16 protein-coding genes are annotated in these 13,776 nt (G+C 71.1%); 12 read left to right on the top strand and 4 right to left on the bottom strand.

Features of this window, described 5'->3' with window-relative positions:
- Positions 1–87: 87 nt before the first annotated feature.
- Both OG956_RS14870 and OG956_RS14865 read right to left on the bottom strand, forming a co-directional pair.
- Positions 88–432: a hypothetical protein gene (locus OG956_RS14870; protein ID WP_330338448.1), complete on the bottom strand. Its 345-nt coding sequence runs from the start codon at positions 430–432 to the stop codon at positions 88–90.
- On the bottom strand, positions 429–1,121 hold the full coding sequence (locus OG956_RS14865) for a DUF6232 family protein (protein WP_330338447.1): 693 nt from the start codon (positions 1,119–1,121) through the stop codon (positions 429–431). Before OG956_RS14865 ends, OG956_RS14870 begins: the two co-directional genes overlap by 4 nt.
- 404 nt (positions 1,122–1,525) lie before the next feature.
- Between OG956_RS14865 and OG956_RS14860 the strand changes: the two genes are divergently transcribed.
- From OG956_RS14860 to OG956_RS14845, 4 genes are all read left to right on the top strand, one after another.
- On the top strand, positions 1,526–2,794 hold the full coding sequence (locus tag OG956_RS14860; RefSeq protein WP_330338446.1) for a hypothetical protein: 1,269 nt from the start codon (positions 1,526–1,528) through the stop codon (positions 2,792–2,794).
- The gene (locus OG956_RS14855) at positions 2,791–4,383 is read left to right on the top strand and encodes a vWA domain-containing protein (RefSeq protein ID WP_330338445.1); all 1,593 of its coding nucleotides are present in this window, start codon (positions 2,791–2,793) and stop codon (positions 4,381–4,383) included. The genes OG956_RS14860 and OG956_RS14855 overlap by 4 nt, the downstream gene beginning before the upstream one ends.
- The gene (locus OG956_RS14850; RefSeq protein ID WP_330338444.1) at positions 4,370–5,128 is read left to right on the top strand and encodes a hypothetical protein; all 759 of its coding nucleotides are present in this window, start codon (positions 4,370–4,372) and stop codon (positions 5,126–5,128) included. The genes OG956_RS14855 and OG956_RS14850 overlap by 14 nt, the downstream gene beginning before the upstream one ends.
- A 91-nt stretch (positions 5,129–5,219) precedes the next feature.
- Positions 5,220–6,167: a DMT family transporter gene (locus tag OG956_RS14845; protein WP_330338443.1), complete on the top strand. Its 948-nt coding sequence runs from the start codon at positions 5,220–5,222 to the stop codon at positions 6,165–6,167.
- Here the strand turns inward: OG956_RS14845 and OG956_RS14840 are convergent.
- Positions 6,064–6,945, bottom strand: a complete 882-nt coding sequence (locus OG956_RS14840; RefSeq protein WP_330338442.1) for a LysR family transcriptional regulator — start codon at positions 6,943–6,945, stop codon at positions 6,064–6,066. The genes OG956_RS14845 and OG956_RS14840 overlap by 104 nt on opposite strands.
- Positions 6,945–7,238: a PLD nuclease N-terminal domain-containing protein gene (locus OG956_RS14835; RefSeq protein WP_330338441.1), complete on the bottom strand. Its 294-nt coding sequence runs from the start codon at positions 7,236–7,238 to the stop codon at positions 6,945–6,947. Before OG956_RS14835 ends, OG956_RS14840 begins: the two co-directional genes overlap by 1 nt.
- Before the next feature lie 77 nt (positions 7,239–7,315).
- Here OG956_RS14835 and OG956_RS14830 point away from each other — a divergent pair, with 77 nt between their 5' ends.
- The 8 genes from OG956_RS14830 to OG956_RS14795 all read left to right on the top strand — a co-directional run bounded on the left by OG956_RS14830 (position 7,316) and on the right by OG956_RS14795 (position 13,774).
- Positions 7,316–8,767, top strand: coding sequence for a menaquinone biosynthesis decarboxylase (locus tag OG956_RS14830; RefSeq protein ID WP_330338440.1), 1,452 nt, complete (start codon positions 7,316–7,318; stop codon positions 8,765–8,767).
- The gene (gene mqnP, locus OG956_RS14825; RefSeq protein ID WP_330338439.1) at positions 8,764–9,657 is read left to right on the top strand and encodes a menaquinone biosynthesis prenyltransferase MqnP; all 894 of its coding nucleotides are present in this window, start codon (positions 8,764–8,766) and stop codon (positions 9,655–9,657) included. The genes OG956_RS14830 and mqnP overlap by 4 nt, the downstream gene beginning before the upstream one ends.
- Before the next feature lie 126 nt (positions 9,658–9,783).
- The gene (locus OG956_RS14820) at positions 9,784–10,434 is read left to right on the top strand and encodes a UbiX family flavin prenyltransferase (RefSeq protein WP_330342841.1); all 651 of its coding nucleotides are present in this window, start codon (positions 9,784–9,786) and stop codon (positions 10,432–10,434) included.
- A gap of 57 nt (positions 10,435–10,491) precedes the next feature.
- Positions 10,492–10,947, top strand: a complete 456-nt coding sequence (locus OG956_RS14815; protein ID WP_330338438.1) for an Lrp/AsnC family transcriptional regulator — start codon at positions 10,492–10,494, stop codon at positions 10,945–10,947.
- Between the two features lie 41 nt (positions 10,948–10,988).
- Complete coding sequence (gene mqnE / locus OG956_RS14810; RefSeq protein WP_330338437.1) at positions 10,989–12,152, top strand: aminofutalosine synthase MqnE; 1,164 nt, start codon at positions 10,989–10,991, stop codon at positions 12,150–12,152.
- A gap of 26 nt (positions 12,153–12,178) precedes the next feature.
- Positions 12,179–12,835, top strand: coding sequence for a UdgX family uracil-DNA binding protein (locus OG956_RS14805; protein ID WP_330338436.1), 657 nt, complete (start codon positions 12,179–12,181; stop codon positions 12,833–12,835).
- A 16-nt stretch (positions 12,836–12,851) separates the two neighbouring features.
- A complete protein-coding gene (locus OG956_RS14800; protein WP_330338435.1) occupies positions 12,852–13,376 on the top strand; it encodes a GNAT family N-acetyltransferase in 525 nt (174 codons plus the stop codon).
- A gap of 89 nt (positions 13,377–13,465) precedes the next feature.
- Positions 13,466–13,774: a DUF4229 domain-containing protein gene (locus OG956_RS14795; RefSeq protein ID WP_330342840.1), complete on the top strand. Its 309-nt coding sequence runs from the start codon at positions 13,466–13,468 to the stop codon at positions 13,772–13,774.
- The last annotated feature ends 2 nt before the right edge of the window (positions 13,775–13,776 follow it).

Here is a 13,776-nt window from a genome sequence, read left to right as displayed (position 1 = left end):
CCAGGATCCCAGCACCGCGCCGTCTCCGCACGGGGCACGGCCGCTGTGGACCCTGGGCCTGTGGGCCCAGGGCTTGTCAGACAGGGCCTAGCCGCTGATCATCGCGACGATCGCGCGGACCGCCTCGGCGACGGGCTGCCCGACCGCGCCGACGGTGCCCGCGATCCCGGCGATCGCCATCAGTGCGCCCCGCCGCGTCTGCGCGGGCACGGCGGCGTCGGGGCTGAGGGCGGGCAGCGAGTCGTCCAGGAGCTGGGCGTCGGCGGCCGGCACCCGGGTGCGCAACTCGGCGATCAGCCCGTGCAGTTCGGCGAGGGCGGCGGCCAGGGCCGGGTCCTGCTGGGCGGCGCCGGCCTCGTTCTTGACGATGCCCTTGTTGTTCTGCCCGCCGTACATGTTCACGTTGTCGCCGTAGTAGTAGTTCGTGCTCATGCGCCGATCCCCACGTTTCCGCTGCCGCCGTACATGTTGACGTTGTCGCCGAAGTAGTAGTTCCTCGGCGCGAAGGTGAGGCTCTCCACCGTGACCTTGAACCCGGTGTCCGGGTGGTCGATGGCGTACGAGATCTGGCCGACGACCTGGTCCAGGAACTGCGGGTCCGGGCTGGTGACCAGCGCGGTGGAGGCGCCCGAGGTCTCGACCGCGAGGACGTGGTGCGGGGAGGCGGTCAGGACGGACATCATCTCGGCGAAGAAGAAGATCTCCGCGGCGATGGCCAGCAGCCAGACGACGGTGAGGTAACCACCGCCGGAGTCCCCTCCGCTCAGGGCCAGGACGGGCAGTCCCGGCAGCGCCGCGACGATGGCGACGACCACCGTCCCCGCGGTGTACCGCAGGAACCGCAGCACCGCCTCCTTGCGCCTGGGACGCATCACGAACGTGTAGACACGGGCGATGTTCGCCAGCGGGTACACCGCCGCGCCGATCCACAGGATCCCCTTGCTCACCCGGATGTCGATCCTGGCGGGAGCGGGCCGCGCCGGTGGCGCGGGGACGTCCGGCATGGGCGGAGCCGCGGGCGGCGCGGTGGCCGGCGGAGCCGGTGCGGTGGCCGGCGGGGCGGCCGCGGGCGCCGGTGGCGGGCCCTGGGCCGGGCGCTCGGGCGGCTGGCCGTTCTGCATCTGCTTCTGTCCCCCAGAGGTCCTTGATCCCTCGCAACTCGGTGACGACCATTAACAACGCCCGTGACGGGGATGGCAAGTCGTTATGCGCCGCCAAGTATGCAGCGAGCAAGGACACTTGACGTGCAATCAGCGAGCCACGCGCAGCAGCAGCTTGCCCGTGCTCGTCCGGCCGCCCATCAGCCGGTGCGCCTCAGCCGCCTCCTGAAGGGTGAACTCGGCCGCTGCGCGACGACGTCTCCTGACGGGTTGGCGGACCGATCGGTTCCATTTTCTGACGGAGTTTCACATTCCTTTCTTCTTGCGTTCGTTGGGCGTTTCCGCCGCCAACGTCCGGGCGGTGGACGATCCTGTCCCAGCTGACGCAGGAGACACGGGTGGCCCCACACAGAGCCGATACCGAAATGCCCCGTCGGACCGGTGAGCCCCGCCTGCGGGTCGGGGAGCCGGCGATCCCGCAGGGCTCCGCGGCGCGCCGCTGGTTCCCGCGCGCCGTCGCCGCCGTCACCGCCCTGTGCGCGGTCGTCGTCCTCGCCCAGGGCCATGCCGGCCTGCCGCTGACCCGCATCACCACGATCGAGGCCAAGATGGCCTCCAAGGCCGACTACTTCGAGGACCCCGAGGTCCAGCGGCTGCTCATCCGGCACGGCTTCCGCGTGCACATCACCCGCATGGGCTCGCGGGGTATCGCCGCCCAGAGCTACGACGGCTACGACGTGGTGTTCCCCTCCGGGCAGCCCGCCGCCGACCTGATCACCAGGAAACGCGCGGCCGAGGGGCACCCGGCGACGACGTACCGCCCGTTCGTCAGCCCGATCGTGCTCGGCACCTACCGCGAGTACGCCGAGACGCTCCAGGACGCCGGGATCGCCACCCCGTTACCGGGCGTGCCCGCCGGGCAGAAGCCCCTGTACTACTCCCTCGACATGCAGAAGTTCCTGCGGGCGACCGCCGACGGCCGCCGCTGGGACCGGCTCGGCACCGACCGCGCCGGCAGACGCATCGGCATAGACAGCCACGGCATACACAACGGCAACAAGGTGCTCGCCCAGACCTCCGACATCTGCGAGGCCAACTCCGCCGGCACCTATCTGGGGCTCGTCTCCTACGTCTGGAACCACGACGACATCCCGCAGAACACGGCCGAGGCGACCCGGTTCGCCGAGCGCATAAGGCTCCTGCTGAACGACCAGGGCATGCCGTCCGCGGAGAAGAACGAGACGTACGTCTCCGCCGAGGGCAAGAGCATCTCGCCGATCGCGGTGATCTACGAGCACCAGTTCCTGGCCCACCAGATCGCCACCGAGGAGAGCACCGGGCACGTCGACGGCGAACGCGTCCTGCTCTACCCCTCCGCCCGGTTCGTCACCGAGCCGCAGCTCATCGCGCTCACCCCGGACGGCGCCCGCCTCGGCGAGCTGATCAGCACGGACCCGGCGCTGCAGAGGCGCGCCATGCAGCTGGGCTTCCGGGTCCGCGACGCCCAGGGCGCCTCCGCCACCAGCGACCAGCTGACCCGGTTCCTCACCGGCCACCACATCCAGGCGCCGCTGCTGTCGGACGACGACACCAAGGCCGTGCTGCCCCGGCTCGACCTGCTGGAGAAGATGATCGAGGTCGTCGGCGACTGCGCCCCGGTGGCCCGGTCGGCGGCCGGCCAGGAGGCGCCGTGAGGAGCCGCGCGCTGCCGGCCGCGCTGTGCCTGGTCCTGCTCGCCGCACTCGGCGGACTCGTCTCCTGCTCCGGCGGAGGCGGCGGCCCCGACACCACCCTGCACGTCCTGGCCAGCGACGAACTCACCGACATGGAGCCGCTGCTGGACCGGCTCCGGCAGGACACCGGGGTCCGCCTGGACATGGACTACCGGGCCACCAACGCCGCCGGCGACACCCTGCTGACCGGCCGTCACTCCTACGACCTGGCCTGGCTGTCCTCCGACCGCTACTTCCGGCTGAAGGCGAAGAAGGCCGCCGGGACCCGTCCGGCCACCGTCGTGCAGAGCACCTCGATCATGCGGTCCCCGGTCGTCGTCGGCCTCACCCCCGAGGCGGCCGGCGCCCTGCGCGCCCAGGAGCCCGGCGGCCGGCTGTCCTGGGCGGACCTCGCCGACGCCGCCGCCACGGGCACCGTGCGCTTCGGCATGGCCGATCCCCGGCGCAGCAACAGCGGGCTGGCCGCGCTGGTCGGCGTCGCCACCGCCGCCGCCGGCACCGGCGCCGCGCTGCGCCCGCAGGACGTCAGCTGCGACCGGCTGCGCGGCTTCCGCTCCGGGCAGACCCTCACCGCCGAGAGCTCCCACGCCCTGCTGGACGCGTTCGCCGAGCACCCCGGCCGCACCAACGCCCTGATCACCTACGAGTCCGAACTGCTCACCCTGAACGCCTCCGGCCGGCTGAAGCAGCCCCTCGAGATCGTCCACCCCGCCGACGGCATGGTGCTGTCCGACTATCCGCTGCTGCTGCTCGACCAGCGCAGCCGGGACGCCTACGACCGGGTGGTGTCGTGGCTGACCACCGCCGGCCATCAGCGGGAGATCATGCGGCGGACGCTGCGCCGCCCGGTGAGCACCGCCGTCGCCCGCGACCCCCGGCTCACCGCGCCCCTGGACAACGCCCTGTACTTCCCGGACGACCCGGCCGTGCTGGACCGGCTGCTCGCCGACTACGGCGACCCCCGGCGCCGGGCCGCCGACCAGGTGATCTTCCTGCTGGACTTCTCCACCTCGATGCGCGGCGCCCGCACGGCCGCGCTCCAGGCCGCGTTCGCCGGGCTCAGCGGGGCGGACTCCTCCGCCGCGGGCAAGTTCGTCCGCTTCTACCAGGGCGAGAAGCTGACCGTGATCCGCTTCGGCGGACGCGTGCTGGACGAGCGCACCGTCACCGTGCACGGCGCCGCCGACCTCACGGCCCTCACCGACTTCGTCGCCGGCGGCGGCTACGACGGCTCGACGGCCGTCTGGTCCGCCCTGGACCACGGCTACGGCGCCGCGGAGACGACCGTGCGCGAGGACCCGGGGCGGGCGGTGTCCATCGTGCTGATGACCGACGGCGAGAACAACGCGGGCCTCGACCGCGCCGGTTTCGTCAGCCGCTACCGCTCCCGCCCGGCCGACGTCCGGGCCGTGCACACCTACCCCGTCCACTTCGGCGACGCCGACGCGGCCGAACTGCGCCAGGTCGCCGCGGTGACCGGCGGCCGCATGGTCGACGCCCGCGCACAGTCCCTGTCCGCCGCGTTCAAGGAGATCCGTGGCTGTTCTTGACGGCACCTGGTGGAGCGCCTGGTGGGGCGCGATGGTGTGGTGGCTGGTGGCCTTCGCCGGCCTGGTGACGCTGGTGGTGCTCGGCGTCCGGTCCGTCCTGAAGCGGCTAGGGAAGCGGGCTGAGGAGCCCCACTACCTTCCGCTGTACCTGGACAACGACGCGGTCATGGACGTGTTCAAGATGCGCAACCACCAGTCGGCGCTGCGCAAGGAGGTCGAGGAGCGGAACGTGCGCAACACCGGCTGGCTGGCGGCGATCCCGGTGCTGTCGTGGATGTTCCAGCTCCACGGGGACCGCGCCACCGAGATCGTCGCCAAGTACGTCAAGGAGAGCGAGCCGATCCAGGTGATCGGTCTGCTGCTGTCCGTGCTGCAGCGGGGCGACGGGCTCGCCCGGGTGCGGCTGCAGGAGAGACCGGCGACGGTCAGGCCGAACCGCGCCCTCCTCGCCGCCGGGGTCACGGACCACGTGGTGCTCAGCGAGATCGGCGAATTCGTCATGATCACCGGCCGGTTCGAGGCCCAGGAGGCCGCGGGGGACACCCTGGTGATGCGGGCCTCCTACGGCGACGGCGAGCAGTCGGCGCACCTGCGGGTGGTCCTGCGTGTCGGCGGGCTGCGCCCCTCGGGCGACAGGAAGCTGCCCGAGGGCCAGTTCCGGGCCCACTGCCTGGGCAAGGTGACGACCTGGCGCCCCGACACCCGCGAGGTCGTGCTCCAGTACCCGGTGGCCGTCTTCCAGTGACCTGCGCCCATCGGCGCCGCCGATGGGCCCATCGGGAACGCCCCGCACGCGCGCGTGGACCGGTGTCCGGGCCGGTCCTAGCGTCGAGGTCATGACTCCGGAACTCAAGGGCACCGCCCAGCTGACCACCGCCATGATGCTCTCGGGGACCCTCGGCGTCTTCGTCGTCGAATCGGGAGCCCCGCCCTTCGACGTCGTCTTCTTCCGCGTCCTGTTCGGCGCTCTCGCCCTCGGCGGCTACGTCACCGCCCGGGGATGGCTCCGCGACCACGGGTTCACCCGCCGCACCCTCGGACTCGCCGTACTGGGCGGGGTGTTCATCGTCTTCAACTGGGTGCTGCTGTTCCAGTCGTACGCGAACACGTCCATCTCCGTGGCCACGGTCGTCTACCACACGCAGCCCTTCTACGTGGTCCTGCTCGGCGCCCTGCTGTTCCGCGAACGGCTCACCGCCGCCAAGGCCGGCTGGATCGCGGTGGCCTTCGCCGGTCTCGTCCTGGTCTCCGGGGTCACGCCCGGCGACTTCACGGGCGGCGGGTCGTACCTGCTCGGCGTCGGCCAGGCGCTCCTCGCGGCCCTGCTCTACGGCTTGTCGACCTTGGTCACCAAGCGGATCAGCGGGGTACGCCCGCACCTGATCGCCCTCGTCCAGGTCCTGGTCGGCATCCCTCTGCTGCTGCCCTTCGCGGACTTCGGCGCGATGCGCGGCGCGGGCTGGCACTGGGGCTGGCTGGTGGGTCTCGGCCTGATCCACACCGGGGTGATGTACGTCCTGATGTACGCGGCGTACGCCAAGCTGCCGACCGCGAAGATCGCCGTGCTGGCCTTCGTCTACCCGGCCGTGGCCATGCTGACGGACTGGCTGGTCTACGGCCACCACATCGGGCTCGTCCAGGCGCTGGGCGTGCCGCTGATCGTGACGGCGAGCCTGAAGGTCACCCTTGCTCGGCCACGAGCCGCCGCGCCTGCTCCACGAACAGTCGCGCATGCGCCGGAAGCCGCTTCCCGGCCCGCCACGCCAACTGCGTGCGAAGCGTGAACGGCGGCTCCCAGTCCAGCCGTACGAGGCTTCCGTCCGCGAGTTCGGCGGCGACCGTCACCTCGGGCAGCAGCGCGATCCCGAGGCCGGCCGCCGCCGCGCGCTTGGTGGCCTCGATGGTGCCGAACTCCAGGAAGTCCACGGCCCCCAGGGTCCTCAGCTCCCGCTCGAACAGGTCCCGGTAGGCGCAGCCCGGCTCGGTGGCCAGCAGCGGCCGGCCCACCAGGTCCGCGGCGGCGACGGCCGCTCCCGCCAGGGGGTGCCCCGGCGCCGCGACGAGCGCCAGCGGCTCCACGGTGAGGACCACGCTCTCCAGCCCGGGGTGCTCGGTCTGCTCCTCCATCAGGAACCCGACGTCGTAGGCGCCCTGACGCAGCGCCTGCCGGGTCTCGTCGCCGATGGTGGTGCGCAGCGCGAGCCGCACCCGGGGGTGGCGGTGGTGGAAGTACTCCAGCAGCGGCGGCAGCCGGTAGGAGGTGAGCGACTCCATGGTGCCGACGGTGAGCGTGCCGGAGGGCTCCTCCGGCTCGACGACGGCCGCCCGGGCCTCGTCCGCCAGCTCGATGATCTGCCGGGCGTACGGCAGCAGCCGCTCGCCCGCCTCGGTGAGCCGGATCCGGCTGCCCAGCCGGTCGAACAGCTCCACGCCGAGGGAGGACTCCAGGGCGCGGATCTGACCGGTCACGCTGGACTGCGCGTACGACAGCTCGGCCGCGGCCCGGGTGAAGCTCAGTGCCGTGGCGACCTTCTCGAAGGTGACGAGCAGCCGGAGTTCCATCAGCTCTGCTCGGGATCGTCCTTGTTCAGGGACCTGAGGAACTCGGGGTTGTCGTCGGGGGCGACCCACCGCCCGGTTCCGGCTTCTGCGCCGCCCGCAGGCACCGGCCGGCGCGCCCTGCCGGTGATCAGCCAGGCCACCGGTCCGACCAGCACCTCGCCGAAGAGCAGGATGATGATCACCCACACCACCTTCGGCAGATGGCGCACCTCGTCCTCCGGGGTGTTCAGACAGTCCACGAAGGCATAGATCCACAGCGCCAGCACCAGCAGGAACGGCAGATACCTGAACATGGCGTGCAGGGTATACGAGCCCCCGGAACCCGCACCCGGCAACGGCCCGGAGCGGTCCGTCGGCGATACTGGACCGCATGGCTTACGACGATCTTCGCTCCCTGCTGCGCGCGCTGGAGCGCGAGGGCGACCTCAAGCGCGTCAAGGCCGAGGTCGACCCGTATCTCGAGGTCGGGGAGATCGTCGACCGGGTGCAGAAGTCCGGCGGCCCGGCGCTCCTCTTCGAGAACGTGAAGGGCTCGGCGATGCCGCTCGCCATGAACGTCTTCGGCACCGACCGGCGGCTGCTGAAGGCGCTGGGCCTGACGTCGTACGGCGAGATCTCCGAGAAGATCGGCGGTCTGCTGCGCCCCGAACTGCCGCACGGCTTCGTCGGCGTGCGCGAGGCCTTCGGCAAGCTCGGCGCGATGACGCACGTGCCGCCGAAGAAGGTCAAGGAGGCTCCCGTGCAGGAGGTCGTGCTGCACGGCGACGAGGTGGACCTCGACCGGCTCCCGGCGCTGTTCACCTGGCCCAAGGACGGCGGCTCCTTCTTCAACCTGGGGCTCACCCACACCAAGGACCCCGAGACGGGCATCCGCAATCTCGGGCTGTACCGCCTCCAGCGCCACGACAAGCGCACCATCGGCATGCACTGGCAGATCCACAAGGACAGCCGCAACCACTACCAGGTGGCCGCGAGAAGGGGCGAACGCCTCCCGGTCGCCATCGCCTTCGGCTGCCCGCCGGCCGTGACGTACGCCTCCACCGCCCCGCTCCCCGGCGACATCGACGAGTACCTGTTCGCCGGGTTCATCGCGGGCAAGCGGATCGAGATGGTCGACTGCAAGACGGTCCCGCTCCAGGTGCCGGCGAACGCCGAGGTCGTCCTGGAGGGCTGGCTGGAGCCGGGCGAGATGCTGCCCGAGGGCCCCTTCGGCGACCACACCGGCTTCTACACCCCGCAGGAACCCTTCCCCGCGCTGAAGATCGACTGCGTGACGATGCGGAAGCGGCCGCTGCTCCAGTCGATCGTCGTCGGCCGCCCCCCGACGGAGGACGGCCCCCTCGGCCGGGCGACCGAGCGCTTCTTCCTCCCCCTGCTCAAGATCATCGTCCCGGACATCGTGGACTACCACCTGCCCGAGGCCGGCGGCTTCCACAACTGCGCGATCGTCTCGATCGACAAGAAGTACCCGAAGCACGCGCAGAAGGTCATGCACGCGATCTGGGGGGCGCACATGATGTCCCTGACCAAGCTGATCGTGGTCGTGGACGCCGACTGCGACGTGCACGACCTGCACGAGGTCGCCTGGCGCGCCCTCGGCAACACCGACTACGCCCGTGACCTCACGGTCGTCGAAGGCCCGGTCGACCATCTCGACCACGCCTCCTACCAGCAGTTCTGGGGCGGCAAGGCGGGCATCGACGCGACGAAGAAGTGGCCCGAGGAGGGCTACACCCGGGACGGGGGCTGGCCGGACATGGTCCTGTCGGACCCGGCGACGGCGGCCCTGGTGGACCGCCGCTGGAAGGAGTACGGCCTGTGACCACCGCAGTCATCCAGCCGGGCAGGACGCGGGCCTTCCTGCGCCTGGTGATGATCGAGCACTCGGTCTTCGCGCTCCCCTTCGCCTACATCGCCTCCCTGACGGCGATGTACGAGTGGGACCGGAACATCCACTGGGGCCGGCTGCTGCTGGTCACCGTCTGCATGGTGGGCCTGCGCACGTTCGCGATGGCCGTCAACCGGATCATCGACCGCGAGATCGACGCCCGTAACCCCCGTACGGCCCACCGCGAACTGGTGACCGGCGCGATGACCGTCCGGCACGCGTGGACCGGCGCGCTGATCGCGGTCGTCGTCTTCCTCGGCGCCGCGGCCCTGCTCAACCCGCTGTGCCTGGCGCTGGCCCCCGTCGCCGTGGTCCCGATGGTGGTGTATCCGTACGGCAAGCGGTTCACCAACTTCCCGCAGGCCATCCTCGGCCTCGCCCAGGCCATGGGCCCGATCGGCGGCTGGCTGGCGATCACCGGCGAGTGGTCCTGGACGGCGGTGATCCTCGGCCTCGCCGTCGGCGTCTGGATCGGCGGCTTCGACCTGATCTACGCCTGCCAGGACGTGGAGACCGACCGCGAGATCGGCGTGATGTCGGTGCCGGCCCGGTTCGGCATTCCCGCCGCCATCTGGGGCGCGCGCGCCTGCCACACGATCACGACGGCCCTGTTCGTCTGGTACGCCCTCGTGACCCACGCGGGCGCGTTCTTCTGGCTCGGCCTGCTGATCGTCGCCGGCGCCTTCGTCTACGAGCACCGCATCGTCCGCCCACACGACCTGTCCCGCCTGAACCGGGCGTTCTTCTCGGTCAACGGGTTCATCGGCATTGCCCTGTTCGTGTGCGCGCTGCTTGACCTCCTGGTCCGGGGTCTGACTCCCTGAACCCCCCTCGGCAAGCGACGATCCCCGCGGCCTCCCTGCCCGCCGGCCCGAAGGCCCCCCACCCGTCCTGAGCGCTCCCCGACTCACCGGTACGCTCAAGGTGTGAACGCAGGGGAAAAGCAGCGCGTGCCTTGGATCGTGGGGGTGTCCGGGGCTTCCGGGACGCCGTACGCGGCCGCGGTGCTGCGGGCGCTGCTGGACGCGGGGGAGGCGGTCGACCTCGTGGTCAGCCGGGCCTCGCGGCTGACGCTGCTGGACGAGACGGGCATCGCGTTCCGGGACGCCCACTGGCGGGACGACCTGCGGGAATGGCTCGCCCGGGGCGCCGACGGCAAGCCCGGGGTCTTCGACGCCGACGTCAGCGCGGTCCGGTACTGGAGCGCCGGCGACCTCGCCGCGGGGCCGTCCTCCGGGTCGTACCCGGCGAAGGGCATGCTGATCGTGCCCGCCTCCACCGCGTGCGTGGCCGGCGTGGCGCTCGGGCTGTCCAAGGACCTGCTCCAGCGTGCGGCGAGCGTCACCCTGAAAGAGCGCCGGACGCTGGTCGTGGCCGTCCGGGAGACCCCCTTGAACGGCCAGACCCTGCGGCATCTCGTGGCGCTGGACGACGCCGGCGCCCGCGTCGTGCCGACCTCGCCCGCCTTCTACGCGGGCGCCACCCACATCCAGGACCTGGTGGACTTCGTCGCCGGGCGGGTGCTGGACGCGGCGGGCGTCGGGCACGGCCTGTACCGGCGCTGGAAGGGCGAGCTGGGCGGCGGCGCACCGGGCGAGTAAGGCAAGCAGCAGTACCTCTCATCACTTCAGGAACTTTCACCGGAAGGCTTCGATCGCATGGACGCGGTGGACAGGCAGCTCATCCAGGCCCTGAGGGAGAACGGCCGGGCCTCGTACGCGGAGCTGGGGCGCCTCGTCGGCCTGTCGGGCCCCAGCGTCACCGACCGGATCAACCGTCTCGAGGCGGCCGGTGTCATCACCGGCTACCGCGCCACGGTGAACGCGGCCTCGCTCGGCCTCGGCGTCACCGCGCTGATCGGCATCTCGCTCTCCGACGCCGCCGACCACGAGGACGTCGCCCAGCGCCTGCGGGACCTGCAGGAGATCGAGGACTGCTGGTTCATCGCCGGCGACGACTCCTACATGCTCAAGGTGCGCGCGACCGACGTGGACGGGCTGGAGCGGATCATCCGGCGGCTCAGCGGCACCAAGGGCGTCTCGCGGACCCGTACCACGATCGTGCTCTCCACCAAATGGGAGAACCGGGTCGGGGAGCTGCCCGAAGAGGTCTAGGGATACGGTTGGCCGTGCTGTCGTAGAAAGGGCGTGTTGGCATGGACGTCGGGCTCAAGCGCGAGCTGGAGGAGAAGGTCCGCTCCGGTGAGCGGCTGACCCGCGAGGACGGCATCGCGCTGTACGAGTCGGACGACCTGGCGTGGCTCGGCGGTCTCGCGCACGAGGTACGGACCCGCAAGAACGGTGACGTGGTCCACTTCAACGTCAACCGGCACCTCAACATGACCAACGTGTGCACGGCCTCCTGCGCCTACTGCTCCTTCCAGCGCAAGCCGGGGGAGAAGGACGCGTACACGATGCGCATCGAGGAGGCGGTGAAGCTCGCCAAGGCGATGGAGTCGGAGAACCTCACCGAGCTGCACATCGTCAACGGCCTGCACCCGAACCTGCCGTGGCGCTACTACCCGCGCTCGCTCAGGGAGCTGAAGAAGGCCCTGCCGGACGTCTCCCTGAAGGCGTTCACGGCGACCGAGATCCACCACTTCGAGACCATCTCCGGGCTGAGCGCGAGCGAGATCCTCGACGAGCTGATCGACGCGGGCCTGGAGTCGCTGACCGGCGGCGGGGCGGAGATCTTCGACTGGGAGGTCCGGCAGCACATCGTGGACCACAGGACCCACTGGGAGGACTGGTCCCGCATCCACCGCCTGGCGCACGAGAAGGGTCTGAAGACCCCGTGCACCATGCTGTACGGCCACATCGAGGAGCCCCGCCACCGGGTCGACCACGTGCTGCGGCTGCGCGAGCTGCAGGACGAGACCGGCGGCTTCCAGGTCTTCATCCCGCTGCGCTACCAGCACGACTTCGTGGACATGAAGGACGGCAAGATCCGCAACCGCCTTCAGGCCCGTACGACGATGGCGACCGGCGCCGAGGCGCTGAAGACGTTCGCGGTGTCGCGGCTGCTGTTCGACAACGTCCCGCACGTGAAGGTCTTCTGGGTGATGCACGGCGTGCAGACCGCCCAGCTGGCCCTGCAGCACGGCGCGGACGACATGGACGGCTCGGTCGTCGAGTACAAGATCACCCATGACGCGGACAACTTCGGCACGCCGAACAAGCTGACCCGCGAGGACCTGCTGGAGCTGATCCGCGACGCCGGCTTCCGTCCGGTGGAGCGCAACACGCGCTACGAGATCATCCGCGAGTACGACGGCCCCGACCCGGCGCGCCGGGACTCGCCCCAGCCGATGCGCGTCTGACCTCCCGGCGGGGGTACCCGGGGGCCATGGCTGTCACCAGGGCCCCCGAGGACGCGTACACGGCGGAGCCCTTCGTGCCGGAGGGCGCCGGTCTTGCCGCGCTGCGCAAGGCCGCGGCCGGCTGCCGTGGCTGCCCGCTGCACGAGAACGCCACCCAGACGGTGTTCGGCGCGGGCAACGAGCACGCGCGCGTGATGCTCGTCGGGGAGCAGCCCGGCGACCAGGAGGACCGGCAGGGCAGACCGTTCGTCGGCCCGGCCGGCAAGCTGCTCGACAAGGCGCTCGCCGAGGCCGGCCTCGACCCGGGGGACGCCTATGTGACCAACGCGGTCAAGCACTTCAAGTTCACGCAGGCCGAGCCCCGCAAGCGCCGGATCCACAAGGCGCCGAGCCTGCGGGAGATGACGGCGTGCGGGCCCTGGCTCGCGGCGGAGCTGGCGGTCGTCGAACCGGAGCTGATCGTGGTTCTCGGCGCCACCGCGGGCAAGGCGCTGCTCGGCTCGTCGTTCCGGGTGGGCGAGGTGCGCGGCACCGTCCTGGAGCGGGAGATCCACGGCCGGCCCGAGCGGCTGGTGCCGACCGTCCATCCGTCGTCCGTGCTGCGGGCGCAGGACGAGGACCGCAGGGCCGCGTACGAGGGGCTGGTGGCCGACCTGAAGGTGGCTGCGCGAGCACTGGGGTAATAGCTAGCATCGCCGCATGCCACTTACCTTCACCCTGGACCCCGCCGTCACGCCCGAGCTCCGCGACGGCATCCTCGACCTGTGGACGGACGTCTCCGACGCGGGCGGCGCCGTCGGCTTCGTGCCGCCGGTGAGCCGGGAGGACGTCCGGCCGGAGCTCGTGAAGCACTTCGTGGCCATGGCCGAGGGCCGGCACCGGCTGCTCGTCGGGTGCGACGAGACGGGCACGCCCGCCGCGACCGCGTTCCTCGCCTTCAACACCCACCGCCTGATGCGGCACTGGGTGTGGCTCTACACGGTCATGGTCCACCCGAAGCACCAGGGCAAGGGGTACGGCCGGGAGCTGCTGGCCGCCGCCGCGGACGCGGCCCGCGGCTTCGACGGCATAGACGCGATACGGCTCACCTGCCGGGGCGGCCTCGGCCTCGAGCGGTTCTACGGCTCCTGCGGCTACAAGGAGGTCGGCCGCGTCCCCGGCGCCATCCGGGTGGCGCCCGGCGACGACCGCGACGACGTGATCATGCTGCTGCCGCTGCGCTGACGGCCCCCGGCCCACCCCCCTGCAAGATCGGCTGTCTGTCATGCTTCACTGGACGATGACCCTGTTTGGAATCGGACGACTGGATTGAGATGCTCCGCTACACGCTGATGCGCCTCGGCATCTTCGCCGGCTGCCTCGTCGTCGTCTGGGGAGCCGTCTACTCCGGCATCTTCCCGCGCGGCTTCGGCAACTCCAACGGCCTGTGGGTGCTGCTGCTCGCTCTCATCCTCTCGGCCCCGATCAGCTGGGTGGCGCTGCGCAAGGAGCGGGACCGGGCCTCGGTGCAGATCGTGAACAGGGTGGACCGGATGAAGGCCAACCTGGACGCCAGCCGCAGCCAGGAGGACGTCGCCGACGACGCCGCGCGGGCGCAGGGCGGGGCAGCCGCGTCCAACTAGTC

It is taken from the genome of Streptomyces sp. NBC_00557 (assembly GCF_036345995.1).
GTDB lineage: Bacteria > Actinomycetota > Actinomycetes > Streptomycetales > Streptomycetaceae > Streptomyces.
Note: the sequence above shows the minus strand (reverse complement) of the source record. Positions and strands in the feature narration are given on the sequence as shown.